We start from the raw sequence: 22,655 nt of genomic DNA, 5'->3' as shown, positions 1-22,655 counted from the left end.
ATATTGACAATAAATTTTTTACAGGGTTGCATGAACAACTGAAAAAAATAAACCGAATTAATAGACCACCTGTAAATAGTGGAACATAGCTTAAAAAACACAAATAATGATAAGCGATATTCAATTTAAAAATTGTTATTTTGTAATACAATTAAGTGAATGACAGGACTCGTTTATAAATCTACAGGAAGTTGGTATACCGTTAAAACACAGCTAGGTGAAACCTTTCAATGCCGAATTAAAGGTAAGTTTAGAATTAAGGGTATTAAAAGTACTAACCCAATTGCCGTGGGGGATTTGGTAGACTTTGAGTTAGAGAAAGTAAACGATGTAGAGTCTGGTATTATTCATAATATTCATGATAGAAAAAACAATATAGTCCGTAAATCAGTTAATCTATCTAAGCAAACCCACATTATAGCTTCTAATTTAGATCAAGTTTTTTTATTAATCACCATAAATAACCCTCCTACATTAACCAGTTTTATAGATAGGTTTTTAGTTACCGCCGAAGCCTATTCAATAAAAACTGTTTTAATCTTTAATAAGATAGATGCCTATGATGAAGAAACTATGTTAGAAGCAAAATATCTAGCTCATGTTTACAGAAAGATAGGCTATGAATGTATAGGCGTTTCTGCTAAAACTGGTGAAAATGTTGAAAAGGTAAAAGCCTTAATGAAGGATAAAGTTAGTATGTTTTCGGGGCACTCTGGAGTGGGCAAATCTACATTGGTGAATTATATCCAACCAGACCTAAATTTAAAAACTAAAGAAATTTCTAACCTACATATGCAAGGGCAACATACCACTACATTTGCAGAGATGTATGATACTGATTTTGGTGGTAAAATCATTGATACACCTGGTATTAAGGGGTTTGGAGTTGTAGATATGGATAAAGAAGAAGTTGGAGATTATTTTCCTGAAATTTTTGCTTTAAAGCAAGATTGTAAATTCAACAATTGTTTGCACGTACAAGAACCTAAATGTGCCGTTAAAGCAGCCTTAGATAATGATGAAATCGCCTTTTCCAGATATCGCAGTTATTTACAGATTCTTGAAGGAGAAGACGAACATTACAGAACCGATAACTGGGATAAAGAATAATCAATGAAAATTGTAATTCAAAGAGTTTCTGAAGCTAGTGTAACAATTGAAAGAGAGCAAGTAGCCAGTATTAAAAGCGGGCTCCTTATTCTTCTCGGTATTACAGATGATGATGGGAATGAAGATATAAAATGGCTTACTAATAAAGCCGTAAATCTTCGGGTTTTTGGAGATGAAAATAATGTTATGAATAAGTCTATACGCGATGTTGATGGCGATATTATTGTGGTAAGTCAATTTACACTTCATGCACTTACCAAAAAAGGAAATAGGCCTAGTTACATTAAGGCAGCCAAACCAGACATAGCTATTCCATTATATGAGTCTTTTGTAAAGCAGCTAGAAATGGATTTGGGTAAACCAGTTCAGACTGGGCAATTTGGTGCAGATATGAAAGTGTCTTTGCTTAATGATGGTCCTGTAACTATAATAATAGACTCAAAAAACAAAGGGTAATCCCTAACTCTGTTATTTTTTACTTCCGTAATTTACCCCACACTTATGCTTTTGGGAATTACCCAATAGATGATTTTTCTCATATTCCCTAAGGAAACAAGAAATTATATTTGATTATTTAAGAAAACGTTTTTTATGCATAAAACATGTACCGCCGTTTTATTACTTCTATTCACTTCGTTTGTTGGCCTCTCTCAAAACAATTTTTATTCTAGTTTAACTATTGATGATAATTTAAAACAAAATGCAAATGCAGTTGTTAGGCTAAGTGAAACCAATGTGGAGATAAAGTCTATAGACAACATGGTTATTACTAATAAACAGATTATAACTGTGTTCAATAAAAAGGGGGATAGAAGTGTTAACTCCGCTGTTTACTATGATAATAACGTAAAAGTAAAAGAGGTAAAAGCCATCATGTATAATGATTTTGGCACTGTTATTAAGAAATTTAAGAAAAACGATTTTAAAGATGTCAGTGCAGTTAGTGGTGGAACGTTGTATTCTGATGCCAGAAATATTTATTTAGAATACACACCAATTAAATATCCTTATACCTTAGAATTTACTTCTGTAGTGAACACTAGTAATACCGCATTCATTCCTTCATTTAGTCCTGTTGAAAATTATTTTTTAAGCATTGAAAAAAGTAAGTACACTATTAGCTATCCTGAAAACTTTACAATTAGAAAAAAAGAACAGTGTATTAAAGGTTTAGATATTGATGCTAAAAATAGTGATGGAAATATTACCTATACATTGTCTAATGTAGAAGCTTTTAAGCCAGAAAGTTATAGCCCTCCTTTTAGAAGTATTATCCCAAGAGTGCTTTTTGCATCCAATGATTTTAATTATGAAGGTGTAAAAGCAAAAGTTAATGATTGGGAATCTATGGGGAAATGGTTTAATGATAATTTATTAAAAGGAAGAACGGCGCTTCCTGCCGCAACAATAAGTGAAATAAAAAGCCTAATAAACGAAGATGATAGTGATTTAGAAAAGGCTAGAAAAGTATATCAATATGTTCAGGATAATACAAGGTATATAAGTGTACAAGTTGGTGTGGGAGGTATGCAGCCCATTTCGGCATCCAATGTAGATAGAGTAAAATATGGTGATTGTAAAGGTCTTACAAATTATACCAAGTCTTTGTTAGATGTTGTTGGTGTTAAGTCGTATTACACAAGGCTCTATGCTTCACCTTATAACAGGTTAGATGTAGATAAGGATTTTGTGTCTTTTGGAGGACAGACAAATCATGTAATACTTAATATTCCTCAAGAAAATTCAGAAGATATCTGGTTAGAGTGTACTAGTCAAAAATTGCCTTTTGGGTTTATAGGTGATTTTACAGATGATCGTGATGTACTAGTCATAACTCCAGAGGGTGGTAAAATTCTTCATACTAAAAAATATGAGGAAGATGAAAGCCTTCAAACCATTACAGCTACATGTGAAATAGGAAATGACGGTGGTTTAAAAACAGAAGTTAAGGTGGTCTCAGAAGGAATTCAGTACGATAATAAGTTTTGGTTAGAAACTGAGACTCAAAGAGATCTTGATACACATTATAAGAAGCGATGGAAATACATTAATGGATTAAGCTTAAATGAAATAGATGTTACTAATAACAAAGATGCTATTGAATTTGTTGAAAGCCTAAAATTTAACACATCTAGTTACTCTAAACTTATAGGAGAAAGAATGCTGGTTGCTGTAAATGTTCTTAACAGAGATATTGATATTCCAAACAGATACAGAACCAGACACTTGCCTCTTCAAATAAAAAGAGGTTTTAAGGATGTTGATGAAGTGGAAATTAAACTACCAACCAATTACAAAATTGAATCGCAACCTAAAGATGTTGTAATAGAAAATAAGTTTGGAAGCTATAAGATGACTATTACTCCGAAAGATGAAAATACCATCATTTATAAAAGAGAATTCATTGTTAGAGATGGTGATTTCCCCAAAGAAGATTATACCTCTTTCAGAGATTTTTATAAAGAAGTTTCAAAAAAAGATAATGCCAAAATAGCCTTAATTAAAAAATAAACTAAATGAGAATAGTAACTTTAATACTTTGTTATTGTATAACTTTAAATTGCTTTTCCCAAAATTTGAAATTTGGGAAAATATCAAAAGAAGAACTAGAAGAAAAAGTTTGCGCCATTGATTCCAATGCCACAGCAGCCTACCTTTACAAGTACAGAAGAAGCTATTTTGAGTATAATACAAATAGTGGATTTGAACTTAAGACCGAAATACATGAACGTATAAAAATTTATAATCAGGAGGGGTTTAATTATGCTACTAAAAAGATAAGGCTTTATAAAAGTACTGGAGGTAATGAAGAAAAAGTTGGAACTATTAAGGCGTACACCTATAATCTTGAAAATGGTAAAATAGTAGAAGTTAAGTTAGCAAAGAATGATGTTTTTGAATCAAAGGATAATAAGTATTCAAACCAAGTTAAGTTTACAATGCCTAATATCAAGCCGGGTTCAGTTATAGAATATAAATATCTAATCACTTCGCCTTACACAAGTAATGTTGATGAGTTTGTTTTTCAACATGATATACCAATAAAGAAGTTGGAATCAAGTTTTTCAGTTCCCGAATATTATAATTTTAAGGTTAATACTAAAGGGTTTTTGTCTGTAGTTCCACAAATAGAAACCAAACGTGGTTCTATTACATTTACGAACAAATCTAGATCTGGCGGAGGATATGCAGCCCCAACAAGAACAACATATAGTACTTCAGAAGTTGAATTTACAAATACCATTAGTAGATACAATTTAGAAAATGTTCCTGCGCTAAAAAACGAACCTTATGTTAATAATATAAATAATTATCGTTCCGCCATTAAATATGAACTATCATTTACAAAATTTCCTAATTCGGGAATGGAAACGTATTCAACCACTTGGGAAGATGTAGTAAAACGTGTATATAAAAGTTCAAGTTTTGGAGAAGAACTTAAAAAAACGGCCTATTTTAAAAGCGATATTGATGCTTTAATTGGTGCTATTTCCGATCCAAGAAAACGAATTGAATTAATATTTAATCACGTTAAATCTAATGTTAAATGGAATGATTATTATGGGTTTTATTCTGGAGACGGTGTTAAAAAAGCCTATAAAGACCACGTAGGTAATGTAGGAGATATTAACCTAATGCTCACGGCAATGTTACGTTATGCTGGCTTAAATGCTAATCCAGTATTGGTAAGCACAAGAAGGCATGGTATTTCCCTATTTCCTACCAGAGAAGGTTTTAATTACGTTGTTACCTGGGTTAGATTAGAAGATGGTACTGAAATGTTATTAGATGCAACTAATAAATATTCTGTTCCTAATGTGTTGCCATTTAGAGCTCTGAATTGGCAGGGTAGAATTGTGGCAGAAAATGGAGGTTCTGGACTTATTGATTTGTATCCTAAGACCAAATCAAAAAATGCTGTTACCATGATGGCTAAATTAGATGATGAAGGCGGTTTAAGCGGAAGTTATAGAAGCGTAAAAACAAACCATAGTGCACTTACCTTTAGAAGCAGATACGGTGGAGCCGATAAAGATGATTATTTAGAGAAATTAGAAAATAAATATGATGGTATTGAAATTTCAGACTATGATGTTAAAAACCAAAAGGAATTAATAAAACCAATTATAGAATCCTATAAATTTGTTAAGGAGAGTCAAGCAGATATTATAGGAGATAAAATTTATTTCTCTCCTTTATTTTATTTGAGAACTAGCGAAAACCCGTTTAAATTGGAAAACAGAGAGTTTCCTGTTGACTTTGGGTATCCTTATACCAGTACTTATAGAATGATTATCAATATTCCTGAGGGATATAAAATAGAAAGTCTCCCAGAATCTATTGCCCTTGGTTTGCCAGATAATATGGGATCCTATCAGTTTAAAGTTATGGGTAAGGGCAATACCATTCAACTATCTGTAGTTTCCAATATTAATCAAGCTATAATCTTACCATCCCACTATGAGGCGTTAAAAGAATATTTTAATACATTTATCCGGAAAGAAACAGAACAAATAGTTTTAACAAAAGCATAATGGATATTAAAAACGCTCAATTAGAAGTAGATAATTGGATAAAAGAACACGGAGTACGTTATTTTAATGAGTTAACTAACATGGCACAACTTACCGAAGAGGTGGGAGAAGTAGCCAGAATTATTGCTCGTAGATATGGAGAACAAAGTGAAAAAGAGAGCGATAAAGACAAAGATTTAGGAGAAGAACTAGCAGACGTATTATTCGTATTATTATGTTTGGCAAATCAAACAGGAACCGATTTACAAGCTGCTTTTGATAAACGAATGGATAAGAAAGCTAAAAGAGACCACGATAGACATCATAATAATGAAAAATTGAAATAAATTTTTTCTAAAATTGCCGATATAATTTAGTTTGATGCTTAAAAAAATCATTAAGATTTATAGTATTACTCTTTATTATCGAGTAAATTCGCAGCTTGTTTATAACAACAGTCTATAGGTATGCAAATTACGCTTCAAAAATCTGAAGTTCTTAAAACATCTTCAGTAAAAATAACAGGTTCTAAAAGTGAATCTAACAGGTTACTTCTTTTAAAAGCTTTATACCCGGTTTTTAATTTAGAAAACGTATCAAATTCAGATGATAGTAATTTAATGACAAATGCACTGGTTACAGATGCTGATGTTGTTGATATTCATCACGCTGGAACCGCAATGCGTTTTTTAACAGCGTTCTTTTCAACTCAAGAAGGGCGTGAAGTTACACTTACCGGCTCAAAACGCATGAAAGAGCGTCCAATTAAAATATTGGTTGAAGCCTTGCAAGCCCTAGGAGCGGACATAACTTATGCTGAAAATGAAGGTTTTCCACCCTTACAGATTAAAGGTAAAAAATTAACAAAGAATAAAGTGTCTTTGGCAGCAAATGTAAGTAGTCAGTATATATCAGCACTATTATTAATAGCTTCTAAACTGGAAAATGGTTTAGAACTAACTTTAGAAGGAGAAATAACTTCAGTGCCTTATATTAAAATGACTTTGAGTCTACTAGATCAAATAGGTGTTGAAACATCTTTTGACGAGAATGTAATTACTGTGAAACCATCAAACAATGTTCAAGAAGCAAAAACTTTGGTTGTTGAGTCAGATTGGTCTTCAGCTTCGTATTATTTTAGTATTGTGGCATTAAGTCATATAGGAACAGAAATTACGCTGTCTTCATACAAAGAAGCATCATTGCAGGGCGATTCTGTTTTGGTTGATATTTATAAGCATTTCGGAGTAGAGGTTACTTTCGGTGAAAACGCAGTAACACTTAAAAAAGTAAGGTTAAATGTTGCGCCTTTAGAGTTAGATTTAAAGAACGCTCCAGATATTGCCCAAACCATTGCGGTAACCTGTTTTGCTATGGGTATTTCCTGTGATTTAACAGGGCTTCATACTTTAAAGATTAAAGAAACCGATAGGTTAGTGGCTTTAAAAACGGAGATTGAAAAACTTGGTGGCGATGTTGAAATTACAGATAAATCATTATACTTAAAACCATCAGATAGTATAAATGAAATGGTATCTATAGCCACTTATAATGATCATAGAATGGCTATGGCTTTTGCTCCAATAGCATTAAGAGCTCCTGTGGTTATTGAAGATGCCATGGTAGTCTCCAAGTCTTACCCAACCTTTTGGGAAGACCTAAAAGCTATTGGTTTTAAAATATCTGAATAATATTTCATTAAATACTTGACAACCCCTATTCACAGATTGTATATTTGCAACCTTGTGAAAAATTTAAGTGCTAACTAGTTAAGCACTTGTATCACCAAAAACTACTATTTAACTAAAACAAGAGTACATGAAATTATCTAACTTCGGTTTTGATTTACCTAACGAACTTTTAGCAGAATACCCTTCTGAAAACAGAGATGAAGCACGTTTAATGGTTTTGAATAGAAAAGAACAAACTATTGAGCACAAACTGTTTAAAGATATTATAGATTATTTTGATGAAGATGACGTATTAATTCTAAACAATACCAAAGTATTTCCAGCAAGATTATATGGAAACAAAGAAAAGACAGGTGCTAGAATTGAAGTGTTCTTATTAAGAGAATTAAATGAGGAGCAACGTCTTTGGGATGTTTTAGTAGATCCAGCTAGAAAAATTAGAATCGGTAATAAATTGTATTTTGGTGATGATGATACCTTAGTGGCTGAGGTAATAGATAACACCACTTCAAGAGGTAGAACACTTCGTTTTTTATATGATGGGTCTTACTCAGAATTCCGCAGAAAATTACAGGAATTAGGAGAAACACCATTACCAAAGTACATTAAGAGAGATGTTGAGCCAGAAGACGAAGACCGTTACCAAACTATTTATGCGAAGAATGAAGGTGCGGTAGCTGCTCCAACAGCAGGACTTCACTTCTCAAAACACTTATTAAAACGTTTAGAGATTAAAGGTGTTAATTTCGCCGAGGTAACATTACATGTAGGTTTAGGAACTTTTAACCCAGTTGAGGTAGAAGATTTATCTAAACATAAAATGGATAGTGAAGAAATAGTGATAGATGAGGCTGCTGCCAATACTGTAAATACAGCTATCAAAAACAAGAAACGTGTATGTGCCGTTGGAACTACTGCTATGAGAACTATTGAAAGTTCGGTATCTTCAAACGGATTGCTAAACGAAATGGATGGTTGGACTAATAAGTTCATTTTCCCTCCATACGATTTTAGTATAGCCGATTGCATGATTACTAATTTCCATACACCAAAATCAACATTATTAATGATGGTTTCTGCTTTCGCAGGTCATGATTTCATTATGCGTGCTTATGAAGAAGCTGTAAAAGAAAAATACAAATTCTACAGTTATGGTGATGCTATGTTGATCATATAACACACTAAAGAAAAATAAAACTAAAGCCTCGATTGTCGGGGCTTTTTTATTAGGAGTGTAGCCAAAGCTATAAATCAACAGTATTAGATTCGAATCATAATTCGCATATCAAAAACCTTAAATAGAATTTCCTTTCATTACTTTTGCAAAATCTATGGCATCAGATAAAAAAGACATAAGAGCGTTATCAAAAGAGCAACTTAGAGACTTTTTTGTGAAAGAAGGCGATAAAGCATTTCGCGGTAATCAGGTATATGAATGGTTGTGGCAAAAGTCGGCACATACCTTTGAAGATATGACGAACATATCTAAGGCCACACGTCAAATGCTGGAAGATAATTTTGTAATCAACCATGTTGAGGTAGATACCATGCAACGCAGTAGTGATGGCACTGTTAAAAACGCAGTACGATTGCATGATGGATTAATAGTAGAGTCGGTTTTAATCCCAACAGATACCAGAACCACGGCCTGTGTGTCTAGTCAGGTAGGTTGTAGTTTAGATTGTAAATTTTGCGCTACAGCACGTTTAAAACGTATGCGCAATCTAAATCCAGATGAGATTTATGACCAAGTAGTGGCAATAGATAAAGAAAGTAAACTTTACTATAATAGACCATTAAGCAATATTGTATTTATGGGTATGGGAGAACCGCTAATGAACTACAATAATGTCTTAAAAGCCATTGATAAAATTACCTCACCAGAAGGTTTAGCCATGTCACCAAAACGTATTGTTGTGTCTACATCAGGTGTGCCAAAAATGATTAAAAAAATGGCAGACGATGGTGTAAAATTCAAATTAGCAGTGTCTTTGCATTCAGCTATAGACGAGGTTAGGTCTTCAATAATGCCTTTTAATGAAAACTTTCCTTTAAAAGATTTAAGAGAAGCTTTAGAATATTGGTATGCCAAAACTAAAAATAGAATTACATATGAGTATGTAGTTTGGCGCGGTATAAATGATAAGCGAAAGGATGTTGACGCCCTAGTGAAGTTCTGCAAATTTGCTCCGAGCAAGGTGAATCTTATAGAATATAATCCTATTGATGATGGTGAATTTCAACAAGCCAATCCAGAGGCTTTAGATATGTATCAAAAAGTACTTGAAGCTAATAACATAACTGTTACGGTTAGAAGAAGCCGTGGAAAAGATATTGATGCGGCTTGCGGACAATTAGCCAACAAAAGCTAAAATGCATACCAACTACTATTTTGTTTACGGCACACTAAAGAATGGTCATCGTAATCACCATTTATTAGGAGGTTCATTAAAGGTTGGAGATTTTACCACTAAGCCAGAATATAGCTTGTTAGATTTAGGTTCGTTTCCTGGAGTTGTTAAAAATGGAACAACGGCTATCCATGGTGAAATCTATAAAGTTTCTTCTCAAGAAGTTGAAGGACAAATAGACCTGCTTGAGGGGTATCAACCTCATGGAAAAAATAATCTTTACCACAAAGAGCTCATAACAATTGAGAACAAACCAGTTTATATCTATATCTTGAATACTTCTGTTGTAGATATCGCTAAATATTCTGAGATAAGTTCGGGAAAATGGTAGGGTAAATGCGCTTAGCTGAATCAATTGTACTATCTTTGAAATCTCTTAAAACAACATGGTGAAGGTAGTTGAGCAAATAAAGCAGCCCATTGCATTTGAAATGGATCTTTTTGAACAAAAGTTCCAATTGTCAATGTCTAGTAAAGTAGCGCTTTTAAACCGAATTACGCATTATATAGTTAACCGAAAAGGAAAACAAATGCGTCCTATGTTTGTGTTTTTAGTAGCTAAAATGGTATCTGGAGGAGAGGTTAGAGAACGTACCTACAGAGGTGCTTCTGTAATTGAATTGATACACACTGCTACATTAGTGCACGATGATGTTGTAGACGATAGTAATCGCCGCCGCGGATTCTTCTCGGTAAATGCCCTTTGGAAAAACAAAATAGCCGTTTTAATTGGTGATTTTCTACTTTCAAAAGGTCTGTTGCTTTCTATTGATAATAATGATTTTGATTTGCTTAAAATCATTTCTGTAGCAGTACGTGAAATGAGTGAAGGTGAGTTGTTGCAAATTGAAAAAGCCAGAAAGCTGGATATTACTGAGGAGGTGTATTATGAAATCATTCGTCAAAAAACTGCAACTTTAATAGCTGCTTGTTGTAGTTTAGGTGCGGCTTCTGTAAAACCAGATTCTGAGCATGTGGAGAAAATGCGAAAGTTTGGTGAACTTATTGGTATGGCATTTCAAATTAAAGATGATTTATTTGACTATGGTGATACAGCCATCGGTAAACCTACAGGTATAGATATCAAGGAGCAAAAAATGACATTGCCCTTAATTTATGCCCTTAATAATGCGGATAAAAAAGACAAACGTTGGCTTATTAACTCTGTTAAAAATCATAATAAAGATACCAAACGCGTAAAAGAAGTGATTGCTTTTGTGAAAAACAACGGCGGATTAGAATATGCCATTACTAAAATGAAGGCTTTCCAAGAAGAAGCACTAACTATTCTTAATGATTATCCAGATTCTGAGTTTAAAAGTTCTTTGGAGTTAATGGTTAATTATGTGATTGATAGGAAGAAATAAGAGTTTCGTTTAACGGTTACGTATATGGAATGTTGCGTGTTAGTGTGCGAGGATTTTCCGAAGGAAAATCAGAAGCTAGCAAACAAAGCAACTTTATTGGTTAAGCACAAAATAGCAATTTTTTTATACAATGTTACCTTTAGTTTTTTTCAAGAACATTAATATCTAACAAGTTTTCATTATTAACTATACGAGCTTGTTTATTAGATAAGTCATAAAAGAAAAAATACTTTTCAGTTTTACCTAAATAACGATATTTTTCTGAAGTATTAATTGAATAATCTGTAAAATGAAATTTGTAATCTACAATACTGTCTCTTTCTAAAACGGAATAGCCTAATGAGAAGCCATTTGAAATTGAGAAAATTATAGCAACTGAAACTAAATAATTGGTAGGGTTTAATTCCTTGTTTTTTAATTGTCGAAGATAAAATATTAGTAACACGAGTATATAAATTACGACTGTTAAGTTGGAAATTCGGTTATAAATAGTTTCTGAAGTTAAAAAGAAAATTAAATTAATAGTTATTCCTATAGCTATACCAATGATTATTGGCCATTTCCCACTTTTTTTTATAAATGATTTAACAGTAAATCGATGATAAAGAACTCCGAAACCAATAATTAATAAGTAAAAAATTATGTCTTCCATAAATAGTGAAGCATATTCTTGTATCGTTAAATATTCTATAATCTTTATGTTAAACATGCTGTAGTAAATAATTAATTTTATTGAACTACATAATATTATAAAGATACCACCAACTGGAATTAATTTAGCAATGTTTTCAGGTTTGAACATTAATTTATTTTTTTATCCATGCAGTTTTGGAAATTAAAGGTAATGCAAAGATAAAGTTCCGTTCAGCACTGAACGGAACTTTATCGATTGTTAAACGAAGTTAGCTAATTTTTCTCACAAATTCAAGTGCCTATTCTTCAAATATTTCTAGTATTTTTACTCCAATGCAAACCCAAATAAAAGAATACATCCCTCAGTCTGCTTTAGCCCGTGTTTTAAGTCTTTTACAGCATGATAATTTAGTGGTAAAGATCAAAAAAGAACGTAAAACGCGTCATGGTGATTATATGCGCTTACCCAACGGCAAACATCAAATAACTGTTAATGCCAACTTAAACGAGTACCGCTTTTTAATTACGCTTATACATGAAATTGCTCATTTTGAAGCTTACAAAGCTTATGGTAAGTTTATAAAACCTCATGGCATAGAGTGGAAACGTACGTTTCAGCATTTAATGTTACCATTTTTAAATCCCGAGGTATTTCCAAAAGACTTGTTACCCTTATTAGCAAAACACTTTAAAAACCCTAAAGCAAGTAGTGATACCGATGTAAATTTAGCTTTAGCATTAAAACAATTTGATGAACCAAACGATAAAACTTACATTTTTGATGTACCTTTAGGCAGTGATTTTAAGCTTTACAATGGCAGAATATTTAAAAGAGGCAAAAAGAGAGTAAAGCGTTTTGAATGTATAGAGCTTAAAACAGGAAAATTGTATTTATTTAACCCCAACGCAGAAGTTGAACTTTTAACAACCAACCATGAACAGTAATTATTACGCCATTTTAATGGCAGGAGGTGTAGGCTCAAGATTTTGGCCAGTAAGCACCCAAGAATTCCCTAAGCAATTTCATGACATGTTAGGTACTGGCGATACCCTAATTCAAAAAACATTTCAAAGGTTATCACATTTAATCCCTAAAGAAAATATATTCATTTTAACCAATGAACGTTATAATGATTTGGTTTTAGAACAATTACCAGAAGTAGAACAACGTCAGGTAGTTTTAGAGCCTGCAATGCGTAATACAGCACCTTGTATTTTATATGCGTCTTTAAAAATTCAAAAGGAGAATCCTGACGCAGTTATGATAGTGGCACCAAGTGATCACTGGATTGAAGATGAAGCTGCATTTAGTAAAAATGTACAATCCGCATTTGATTATTGTGAGGAAAATGATGCCCTTATGACTTTAGGTATTCAACCAACATTCCCTAATACAGGTTATGGATATATTGAATTCAATAAAGAAGCTTCTGAAGAAATTAAATCCGTAAATCAGTTTAGGGAAAAGCCAGATTACGAAACGGCTAAAGAATTTCTAGCTCAAGGTAATTTCCTTTGGAATGCTGGTATTTTTATGTGGAGTACAAAATCTGTAATAAAGGCGTTTCAAAATAATCAACCAGAATTGTACAAACTTTTTGAATCCGGAATTGAAGCCTACAATACCGATACAGAGGCCGACTTCATAAAAGAGAATTATCCTAAAGCCGAAAATATTTCTGTGGACTATGCCTTAATGGAAAAGTCTAATAATGTATTTGTAATAGCTGCAGAATTTGATTGGAATGATCTCGGTACCTGGGGAAGTTTATATGATAAACTAGATAAAGATACTCATAGTAATGCCATTTTAAATGCCAAGAGCCTTGCAGAAAATGCAGAAGGTAATATTGTTAGAGCTCCTAAAGATAAGCTTGTGGTTATAGATGGTTTAAATGATTATATCATTGTAGATCATGATAAAACCTTATTAATTTATCCAAAGGGGAAAGAGCAGGACATAAAACAACTTCAGAAGAGAATTAAAGATAAATATGGTGCCAACTAGTTCTTGGTGCTGTAAAATGTAACTTTTTCATAAAAATATTGTCTATATTGGTGTACTCTAGTTAACCAAAAATTCATCAATGGAAGAAAGTAAGTTTAATTTCACTGAAGACGAATCTACCAAAAAGGACGAGGCCGTAGCTCAAAGTAAAGAAGCTGTTAAGAAAGATGCCCAAGGCTTATTTCAAAGTATAAAACAGTTTTTAAGTGAATTGCTGGCCTTTAGAGAAGATACCGATAGAGATGCAACCATAGAGGCCATAAAAGGAGATATTCCTTTTAAAGGTGCCACAGCATGGATTCTCATTTGTTCTATTTTCATAGCTTCGGTTGGATTAAATGCCGATTCCACTGCAGTAGTAATTGGGGCCATGTTAATTTCGCCACTAATGGGACCAATTTTAGGCGTCGGATTATCTATTGCCATTAACGATGTAGATACCTTAAGACGTTCATTAATAAACTTGGCAACCATGATTGTTTTGAGTTTATTAACAGCATTTCTTTTCTTTTGGTCTTTTCCGCTAAGTGAAGAAACCTCAGAGCTTTTTGCCAGAACACAACCTGATATTCGTGATGTTTTGATTGCGTTTTTTGGTGGTTTGGCACTTATTATTGCGCGTACTAAAAAAGGAACTATAGCTTCGGTTATTTTTGGTGTAGCTATTGCAACAGCCTTAATGCCGCCATTATGTACGGCTGGATACGGATTGGCTAAAGGAAATATGGATTATTTCCTAGGCGCCATGTATTTATTCACCATTAATACCATTTTTATAGCATTAGCTACATTTTTAGTGTTGAAATTATTGCGTTTTCCGATGCTTAAATACGCCAATTCTCAAAAGAGAAAACGTATTGGTAGAATAGCGTCGTTGTTGGCAATTTTAGTAATGGCACCTGCAATATGGACGTTTATTAGTGTGTTAAAAGAAAGTAGGTTTGAAAGTGACGCGAAAGCTTATATTAAAACAGAATTACAAACCCTACCTAATGCTAATTACATTGAGAAAAATGCATCTTATACTTATAACCCAGATGGTGAATCTATCATTGAATTAATTCCTTTCGGTACCGATGAAATACCGGAATCTACTAAAGAAATTTTACAACAAAGATTATTGAATTATAGCGCTTTAAGTGAGACGAAGTTGTATATAAACCAAGTTAAAAATCGACATATAAATAACTTGGAGTATATGGAAGAATTAAGAACTAGAGATTCGTTAGACTTATTATCACAAACACAAAAAATTAATTTCTTAGAAGATAAAGTAAGACAACTTTCAAGATTAGAGAAAAATAATATTCCCTTTGAAGAACTAGCCGAAGAGGTGAAGATAAATTATGAAACTGTTGAAAATATTTCGTTTTCTAATGTTATCTCCTCAAACTTTAAAAAGATGGATACCATTTCAGTATTTCATGTAAAATGGGTAGATTCATTAACAAAAGAGGATACGCGTAAACTAGAAAGAGATAAGCTTGAAAAATGGTTCAAGCAAAAGTTTGATTTAGATTCTTTAGTAGTGAGAAGAGTGAATTAAGTTGTTGTTACAGCGCTCTTACCCATATATTCCTAAAACGAACTGGCTGACCATGATCTTGTAACATTAAAGGCAATTTTTCTGGGTGTGCTTTGTATGGAATAGTGGTTTTATAAGCCGCTGGGCCATAGATTTCTGTGTGATTCTGAATTAAAACTCCATTAAGAAATACGGTAATATAAGCAGGCGAAACTAAGGTTTCATTTTTAAATACAGGGGCGGTAAATATGACGTCATAGCTTTGCCATTTGCCAGATGCTTTTGCTGCGTTAACTAAAGCAGGGGTTTGTCCATAGATAGCACCTACGGTACCATCGGCATATTCTTGGTTTTCTTCAGCATCAATCACTTGAAGTTTATAAATGCCCATTAAGAAAATACCACTTATGCCCTTTTTTTGGCTTTGCTTAGTGGGTTCCTCTGGAACAAACCATTCTATATGCAACTGAATATCTCCAAAGGATTGCTTAGTGTATATACTGCCACTTCTAGGTGTTACTTGCATAAAACCATTTGAAAGTTTCCAAGTAATGGAATCTCTATTTTTAGTTGTCCATTGATCGAAATTTTCACCATTAAATAAAACTATAGCATCAGAAGGTGCACCCAAATGAGTTTCAGCGGGTGTTATTTTTTTAGGTAATGGTCTATTGGTATCGTGTACATGCCAACCATTTGGTAGTAACGGAAGTTTTTCCTGGGCACCAATTGTGCAAATGGTTAGTATGCATAAAACAGAAATTAAATTAATATTGGTATTGTTGTACATGGAACTAACAATTTTAGAAAACTAGACTTCTAAAATAGAACCTTTAGTAGAATTAAAGCTAAAAGAAGTTTTAAATTTAAATCTATATTTTTATTTTTGAAAAATACAATCGATTGTATTTTTAACTATTGACTAAACTAAACGACTTCATGAAACAGATTATTCTTGGTTTATTAGCTATTGCATTTTTCTTTAATTGCGAAAAGAAAGCTGAAGAGCCTACAATCCCAAATCCTAAAGATGTATTGAAAATCACCGAAAAAGTTGCTAACTGGCAAATAAAGACTTTTGAAGAAATGGGAAAGTATAGAGCACTTCCAAGTCCAGAAAATAGAAAAAAATGGCATAATAGGAATAAGCACCATGAATTAGACTGGACCAATGCAGCATTATATTCTGGTATGTTCGAATTAACGAAAGTCTCAAACTATCCAGATTATATTAATTGGTTAATAGAAGTAGGGGATAGAAACAAATGGCAGTTATATAAACGCCTATATCATGCAGACGACCATGCAGTAGGACAATTATATTTGAGCTTACGTACAAACCCAAGATTAAGAAGAATTGCAAAAATTGAACCTTTAAAAAAACAATTTGATTCTATAATGAAGAGTGATAAGGCTAATGATTACCATTGGGATTGGTGTGATGCTTTATTTATGGCACCTCCTGTTTGGGTTAGACTAGCTAAAGTAACCAAGGATAGTACATATTTAGAATATATGGATATGCAGTATCATAAAACGTATGACGAGCTTTGGGATGCCGAAGAACAATTATTTTTTAGGGATAAATCCTATTTCGATAAAAGGGAAAAGAATGGAAACAAGATATTTTGGTCACGTGGAAATGGTTGGGTTTTTGGTGGTTTAGCTCTAATGATTCCCGATTTACCCAAAGACTGGGAAGGAAAGCAATTTTATGAAGATACTTTTAAAAAAATAGCAGAAACTTTGGTGAAAACCCAGCGCGAAGATGGCACTTGGTCTGCTGGTTTATTAGGAGGTTTAGATGTTTATGAAAATGTTGAAACTAGTGGAACTTCATTCTTTACGTTTGGAATAGCTTGGGGAATAAACAATGGTTTGCTAGATAGAGAGATTTATGAACCGATTTTATTTAAAGCTTGGAATGCTCTAGCAAAGTGTGTTAATGAAGACGGAATGCTTGGATACGTACAACCTATTGGTGCAGCGCCAGGGGAGAGTTTTAAAGATTATACAGAAGTATATGGTATTGGTGCTTTTTTGGCGGCAGGATCAGAAATGTATGCTTACCTAAATAAATACCATCCTTTAGCAAGAGATACGCAATATAAGACCTTTATGACAGATGGAGGTTGGTGCTGGTACCAAGATCCAAGAGCTATTATTAGTAACGGTAAATTACTAATAGGTGGTTTAAGCGGACAAAGTGGTGATGTGCGTTTGGGAGTTTACGATCTAAAATCTGAAAAAAATGATAGTACTCTGGTATTACATAAAAAACTTCAAAGAGATGATCATAATGTACCTGCTTTATATGCTAAGCCAGATAAAAGTGTTTTAGCTGTATGGGCTAAACATGGCACCGAGAAAATACATTACTACAATACGTCTACCTCAAATGATTATTTAAACTGGGGTGAAACAAAGGAGCTGAAACATGAGTACGCGCATAAAAATGGTGTAACTTACATGAACTTATACTACTTGAAGAATGAAGATAAATTATATAATTTCTTTAGAAGTGGAGAAACGTTTAACCCGTCTTTCGTAACATCAAAAAATCATGGCGATACTTGGGAAGAGTCAACACATTTTATCGCAAATGATATAAAAGGATATCAACGTCCATACGCACGTTATTTTCAGGTAGACGAAAATACAATAGGTATTTCTTATACAGATGGGCATCCACGTCAATACGGTAACAATTTGTTTTATGCTGAATATACTAATGGAGCCTTTTACAAAGCCGATGGAACCAAAATTAAAGATTTAAAAGATGGACCTTTAAGAACATCTGAAGGTGAAAAACTTTATCAAGGAAGTGATACGTTCCAGAAATCAATTGTAACCGAGAGTGTCCCCAATAGTGCATGGACTTGTGCCATGGCAACCGATTCTGAAAACAACCCTCATATTGGGTATTCTTTATACCTAAGTGATGATGATCATAGATATAGAATAGCATCTTGGGATGGGAAACAATGGAATGATAGGGAGATTGCCTATGCGGGTAAATATTTATACAAAGTTGAAAGTAGCTATACTGGATTAATGGCTTTTGATCCTGAAAATCCTAGTAAAGTATACATTTCAACAGATGTAGATCCTTCAACTGGAAAGGACTTAGGAGGTGTTCATGAAATTTATGAGGCAACAATCAATGCAACGGATAATATTGATACTATTGAGTGGAAAGCGATAACTTCTAATTCCAATTATAGAAATATTAGGCCTATTGTAGTAGCTAATGAAGGCTATAAAGTACTACTTTGGTTAAATGGACCATGGTATAATTTTGTAGACTATGATTCCAATGTGCAAGGAATTATATTAGAAAAACCTTAAGGTTACAATTTGCCGATGGTTTCATAAAGATCATCATCTTTTAATAGTCTCATTTTTTTTCTAAGTCTGTATCTAGAGGTGTTTACACTTTCTGGTGAAATTCCTAAGAGTTGAGAAATCTCTTTGCTTGAGAAGTTTAGTTTTATCAAGGCACATAATCTATGATCTTTTCTGGTTAGTTCGGGAAATTTATCAGATAAGGTTTTGTAAAAAAACTTATTCACTGATGTAAAACGCGCATTAAATTGTGTCCAATCAAAGTTTTTATTAATTCTTATTTTGGTGAGAATATCTTTTACATCTTTATTATGGTCTTTATTAAGTGATTTTAAACTGTCTTTAATTTCCTGAATAAGCTGATCTTTCTGTATAAGTTGAAGAGCGGAACTAGTTAGTTCACGATTCTTTAATGCGAGAATCTCTGCGTTTTTCTCTTTACTAAGTTTCTGTCTACTTAAGAAATCATTTTTTTCGGATGTACGTCTTTTGTGAAGATACCACACAATTATACCAGAAATTAGAAGTAATGAAAGAATAGATACGGTTAAGGCTACATTTCTGAAGAATAGTGTTTGTTGTTGTTGTTCTAACTTGTTAAGCTTTTCCGTTTCTAATATTGCTTTTTGTTTTTCATTTTCAAGTCTAAAAGCGTCCTTAATTTCTAATATATCACTGTTATTTTGACTCCTAACACCAAAAAGTGCTTCCATTAGTTCTTTAGAACGTTGTAGGTTTTCATAGGCCAAATCTTTTTTATTTATACTGAAATAAAGATCGCCCAATTTTTGATAGAGGTCTGGCACGTAGTTGGAGTGACTTTGATAAGTTTTAGAGTATTCTAAAGCCTTTAGATAGTAAGATTCACCAATAGAGTAGTCTTCCTTTTTAAAGTAAATATCACCTAAAAAAGAGTAAAATATAACGAGGTACTCAGGGTACTTCTCTTTGAAAAACAATTCATTAGGTAATAATTTTTTTAGGGCATCATCATATCGCGTTAAATGGTAGTAGATATAACCTTGTTCTGCCTCAACAAATGGAAAGTCAGTTTTATCCAATTTGGCGTGCATTTGTTTGCAGCTATCCAGATATTTTTCAGATAGTCCATAATTCCCATTTTCTCTGTTGTGACTGGCAATTATGTAATATGTGTCATTAAGGTTTTTGTATTGTTTTTTAGAGGGTTTCAAAAACTTTCTTGTAGTTTTTAATGATAACTGATAGAAATGTTCAGCCTTTTTTTCTCTTCTAAAAATACTGTATAAAGTACCTAGTTTTCTATAAATTTTGGCTATGTACGTGCTGTCCGATATGGCATTAGAGTATATGAGAGCCTCCCAATAACCATCATAAGATTTGGGGTAATTACCAGTAGTAGAGTAAATAGAAGATAACTCAATTAAAGATTTTATAGCAGATAAAGTGTCGCCTTCTATTAAGTTAACACGTTGGACTTCCTTGTGTTTAGCAATTAAACTATCAGAATTAATACCTTTTAAATTAGTTATGTCAATCAAAGGACTATCTGTTTGTCCTATTATTAGAAAAGTACATAGAAGCGTTAAACCAAAAAGAAGTTGCGATTGTTTCATAACATCGGTAAAATTTAAAAATACATAAAGATGTTATGAAATCAAAAGCTGTGTAATTTGTTGTTTTTTATAAATTGCTGATATTTAAATGTTTATGGTGTGTGTTTTTTATTTTGTCTATATCATTTCTATAAGGTTTAGAATTTTGTCTATGGTATAGATATATCGAATATTCGTTTGTCACGGAATTAATAAGCACATTTGTTTCAGCTTAATTGCTAAATAAAATTTTATATCAACTAATTAAATAAAACCGTAATGTTCGCACTGCTTAAAAAAAACTACAAATCATTGCTTCTTAGTCTTGTTTTTGTATTAAACATGAACTCGTTTGAGGTATTCGCTAATTCTAATAGAAATCTATCTGAAGAAGAAATAAAGAAAGAAGAAAAAACGGCTATAATAACTGGATCCAATAGAGGTATGGGTCTTGGTTGGGTAAAGCATTTTTTAGATGAAGGTTATACTGTTATTGCAACCGCCAGAAAACCGGAAAAAGCCGAGGAGTTAAATGCTTTGAAGAAAAAATATAAAAAGAGATTATTCATAGAAAAGCTAGATGTGACTAGTGAAGAAGATCATAAGGCACTAGGGGAAATGTTAAAAAAGAACAACATTAAAATTGATATTGCCATTAGTAATGCGGGAGTTACAGTAGAAGAGGACTTTGGCAAATGGACTTCAAATTCGTTCTTAGCTAACTATAAAGTAAATACAATGGGTGCCGCTTTCTTTGCTCAAACTATTTCGCCTTATCTTAAAGAAGGCGCAAGATTGGTGCAATTATCATCTGGACATGGAGCTATTGGGACACATAGAAAAGCTGGAACAATTGATGCTTATGGCGTAAGTAAAGCTGGCGTAAATATGCTAACCAAGAAGTTGTCCTTAAGATGGAAAGATCGTAATATAATTGTAGTATCTATAACTCCGGGAGGTGTAAAGACAGATATGAATCCTTGGGGTAAATTATCGGTTGCTGAGGCCATCCCAATTATGTATAACACCGTTTCAAATCTTACCATGGAAAATAGCGGAACCTTTATTACCAATAAAGGAAAAGTAATGCCTTGGTAACAAGTCTCTGACCTAAATCATTTAAATTCAACAATAAAAAGGATTTTTATAAAAAATCCAGGAATTATACACCCTTTATTCAAGGTTTAAATTCTAGAAAAATGATAAAAAAACTATTAAAAAAAGCTTCTGAAATTGAAGCTAATGAAATAAAAGCAACCTCGCTTTCTTTCCTATTTGTACTCATCCTTATGTTGGCGTACTACATTTTGAGGCCTGTTAGAGATGCTATGGCCAGTGATTGGTCTGATAGTGAGGTAAGCCAATTATGGACATTAAACTTTTTTATAAGCACAGGAGTAGTAGCACTCTATGGTATTGCTGTGTCTAAACTAAAATTTAAACTGTTAGTACCAAGTGTATATGCTTTTTTCGCAATAACATTCATCCTTTTTTATTCCTATATGTCTTCGGTTGAGGATAGTACGTTTGTAGATAAATGCTTTTATGTCTGGTTAAGTGTATTTGCCATGTTTCATCTGTCTGTATTTTGGAGTTTTATGTCAGACATTTTTAATAAAGATCAGGCAAGGCGTTTGTTTGCTACAATAGCCGCAGGGGCAAGTGCTGGAGCTTTATTAGGGCCAATGGTGCCAACACTATTTTCTGGCATGGGAACGGATAATTTAATTTTAATTGCTTCTATTCTGCTTTTAATACCAATTCCAATCATTCTTACTTTAACGAGGCTTAAGTCTACCGAATTAAAGAATGCTGATGAAACTACTGATACCAGTAAGTACAAAATAGGTGGTAACCCTTTTGCAGGATTTAAGTACTTCGTAACCAACCCTTACTTATTAGCCATTGGTATTTTCATTTTACTTTATACTATGATTAGCACCTTTGTATACTTTGAGCAAAAGAACTTATTGGCTGAATTTGACAGAGCTAAGCGTACCCAAATTTTAGGGAGTATAGACTGGATCGTAAATGTGCTAACATTTGCAGTGGCATTCTTTGCTACATCTAGGTTAGTAAAAAAGATAGGCATGGGATTCACCTTGGCCTTAATGCCTATAGTTGTATGCGCGGGTATTTTGATTTTAGCTTTTGCTCCAATAATTGTTGTGTTATTGGCGCTTCAAGTGGCTCGTAGAGCTGGTAATTATGCGGTTACTAAACCTGCAAGAGAAATGCTATTTACAGAGGTAGATAAGGAAACTAGGTTTAAAGCAAAACCTGTTATAGACGTAGTGGTTTATCGTGGAGGAGATATGACCACAGCATGGTTCTTTACAGGGCTAACAGAAGGCTTAGGTTTAGGTTTTACTGCCGTTGGTGTTATTGGTGGAGGTATCGCTGCCTTATGGGCAATAGTTGGACTCTGGATGGGAAAACTTTATAACAAAAAGAAGGCCGATTAATAAGAATTTAAA

General features: G+C 33.1%; 19 protein-coding genes. 16 read left to right on the top strand and 3 right to left on the bottom strand.

Going from position 1 to position 22,655, the window contains the following annotated elements; genetic code table 11:
- Positions 1-159 precede the first annotated feature (159 nt).
- The 10 genes from rsgA to FUA24_RS21400 all read left to right on the top strand — a co-directional run bounded on the left by rsgA (position 160) and on the right by FUA24_RS21400 (position 11,093).
- The gene (gene rsgA, locus FUA24_RS21445) at positions 160-1,110 is read left to right on the top strand and encodes a ribosome small subunit-dependent GTPase A (RefSeq protein WP_148545130.1); all 951 of its coding nucleotides are present in this window, start codon (positions 160-162) and stop codon (positions 1,108-1,110) included.
- A 3-nt stretch (positions 1,111-1,113) separates the two neighbouring features.
- Positions 1,114-1,566, top strand: a complete 453-nt coding sequence (gene dtd / locus FUA24_RS21440) for a D-aminoacyl-tRNA deacylase (RefSeq protein WP_148545129.1) — start codon at positions 1,114-1,116, stop codon at positions 1,564-1,566.
- Between the two features lie 135 nt (positions 1,567-1,701).
- Complete coding sequence (locus FUA24_RS21435; RefSeq protein ID WP_148545128.1) at positions 1,702-3,621, top strand: DUF3857 domain-containing protein; 1,920 nt, start codon at positions 1,702-1,704, stop codon at positions 3,619-3,621.
- Between the two features lie 65 nt (positions 3,622-3,686).
- On the top strand, positions 3,687-5,645 hold the full coding sequence (locus FUA24_RS21430; RefSeq protein ID WP_246147133.1) for a DUF3857 domain-containing protein: 1,959 nt from the start codon (positions 3,687-3,689) through the stop codon (positions 5,643-5,645).
- On the top strand, positions 5,645-5,971 hold the full coding sequence (locus FUA24_RS21425; RefSeq protein ID WP_148545126.1) for a nucleotide pyrophosphohydrolase: 327 nt from the start codon (positions 5,645-5,647) through the stop codon (positions 5,969-5,971). The genes FUA24_RS21430 and FUA24_RS21425 overlap by 1 nt, the downstream gene beginning before the upstream one ends.
- Positions 5,972-6,091: 120 nt before the next feature.
- Complete coding sequence (locus tag FUA24_RS21420) at positions 6,092-7,315, top strand: 3-phosphoshikimate 1-carboxyvinyltransferase (RefSeq protein WP_148545125.1); 1,224 nt, start codon at positions 6,092-6,094, stop codon at positions 7,313-7,315.
- A 127-nt stretch (positions 7,316-7,442) separates the two neighbouring features.
- A complete protein-coding gene (gene queA, locus FUA24_RS21415; protein ID WP_148545124.1) occupies positions 7,443-8,492 on the top strand; it encodes a tRNA preQ1(34) S-adenosylmethionine ribosyltransferase-isomerase QueA in 1,050 nt (349 codons plus the stop codon).
- A 154-nt stretch (positions 8,493-8,646) separates the two neighbouring features.
- On the top strand, positions 8,647-9,687 hold the full coding sequence (rlmN, locus tag FUA24_RS21410; RefSeq protein WP_148545123.1) for a 23S rRNA (adenine(2503)-C(2))-methyltransferase RlmN: 1,041 nt from the start codon (positions 8,647-8,649) through the stop codon (positions 9,685-9,687).
- A gap of 1 nt (position 9,688) precedes the next feature.
- The gene (locus tag FUA24_RS21405) at positions 9,689-10,057 is read left to right on the top strand and encodes a gamma-glutamylcyclotransferase family protein (protein ID WP_148545122.1); all 369 of its coding nucleotides are present in this window, start codon (positions 9,689-9,691) and stop codon (positions 10,055-10,057) included.
- Between the two features lie 58 nt (positions 10,058-10,115).
- Positions 10,116-11,093: a polyprenyl synthetase family protein gene (locus FUA24_RS21400; protein WP_148545686.1), complete on the top strand. Its 978-nt coding sequence runs from the start codon at positions 10,116-10,118 to the stop codon at positions 11,091-11,093.
- 139 nt (positions 11,094-11,232) lie between these two features.
- Here FUA24_RS21400 and FUA24_RS21395 read toward each other — a convergent pair whose 3' ends face one another.
- Entirely contained in the window at positions 11,233-11,895 is a 663-nt protein-coding gene (locus tag FUA24_RS21395) for a hypothetical protein (RefSeq protein WP_148545121.1), read from the bottom strand.
- Positions 11,896-12,059: 164 nt separating this feature from the next.
- Between FUA24_RS21395 and FUA24_RS21390 the strand changes: the two genes are divergently transcribed.
- From FUA24_RS21390 to FUA24_RS21380, 3 genes are all read left to right on the top strand, one after another.
- Positions 12,060-12,671: a SprT-like domain-containing protein gene (locus FUA24_RS21390; protein ID WP_148545120.1), complete on the top strand. Its 612-nt coding sequence runs from the start codon at positions 12,060-12,062 to the stop codon at positions 12,669-12,671.
- Positions 12,661-13,734: a mannose-1-phosphate guanylyltransferase gene (locus tag FUA24_RS21385; protein WP_148545119.1), complete on the top strand. Its 1,074-nt coding sequence runs from the start codon at positions 12,661-12,663 to the stop codon at positions 13,732-13,734. Before FUA24_RS21390 ends, FUA24_RS21385 begins: the two co-directional genes overlap by 11 nt.
- A 79-nt stretch (positions 13,735-13,813) precedes the next feature.
- Positions 13,814-15,280, top strand: coding sequence for a DUF389 domain-containing protein (locus FUA24_RS21380; protein WP_148545118.1), 1,467 nt, complete (start codon positions 13,814-13,816; stop codon positions 15,278-15,280).
- Positions 15,281-15,287: 7 nt separating this feature from the next.
- Here the strand turns inward: FUA24_RS21380 and FUA24_RS21375 are convergent, their stop codons facing one another.
- On the bottom strand, positions 15,288-16,049 hold the full coding sequence (locus FUA24_RS21375; RefSeq protein ID WP_148545117.1) for a 3-keto-disaccharide hydrolase: 762 nt from the start codon (positions 16,047-16,049) through the stop codon (positions 15,288-15,290).
- A 149-nt stretch (positions 16,050-16,198) separates the two neighbouring features.
- Between FUA24_RS21375 and FUA24_RS21370 the strand changes: the two genes are divergently transcribed.
- Positions 16,199-18,607: a glycoside hydrolase family 88 protein gene (locus FUA24_RS21370; RefSeq protein ID WP_148545116.1), complete on the top strand. Its 2,409-nt coding sequence runs from the start codon at positions 16,199-16,201 to the stop codon at positions 18,605-18,607.
- A gap of 2 nt (positions 18,608-18,609) precedes the next feature.
- Here the strand turns inward: FUA24_RS21370 and FUA24_RS21365 are convergent, their stop codons facing one another.
- A complete protein-coding gene (locus FUA24_RS21365; RefSeq protein WP_148545115.1) occupies positions 18,610-20,199 on the bottom strand; it encodes a hypothetical protein in 1,590 nt (529 codons plus the stop codon).
- A gap of 321 nt (positions 20,200-20,520) precedes the next feature.
- Here FUA24_RS21365 and FUA24_RS21360 point away from each other — a divergent pair, with 321 nt between their 5' ends.
- Entirely contained in the window at positions 20,521-21,276 is a 756-nt protein-coding gene (locus FUA24_RS21360) for an SDR family NAD(P)-dependent oxidoreductase (RefSeq protein WP_187388360.1), read from the top strand.
- Between the two features lie 101 nt (positions 21,277-21,377).
- Positions 21,378-22,643 carry an NTP/NDP exchange transporter gene (locus FUA24_RS21355; RefSeq protein WP_148545113.1) on the top strand — a complete coding sequence of 422 codons (1,266 nt, stop codon included), beginning with the start codon at positions 21,378-21,380 and terminating at the stop codon, positions 22,641-22,643.
- Positions 22,644-22,655 lie beyond the last annotated feature (12 nt).

This window comes from Seonamhaeicola marinus (assembly GCF_008085455.1).
The sequence above is the reverse complement of the archived record's forward strand: the minus strand, read 5'-3'. Positions and strand labels throughout refer to the sequence as shown.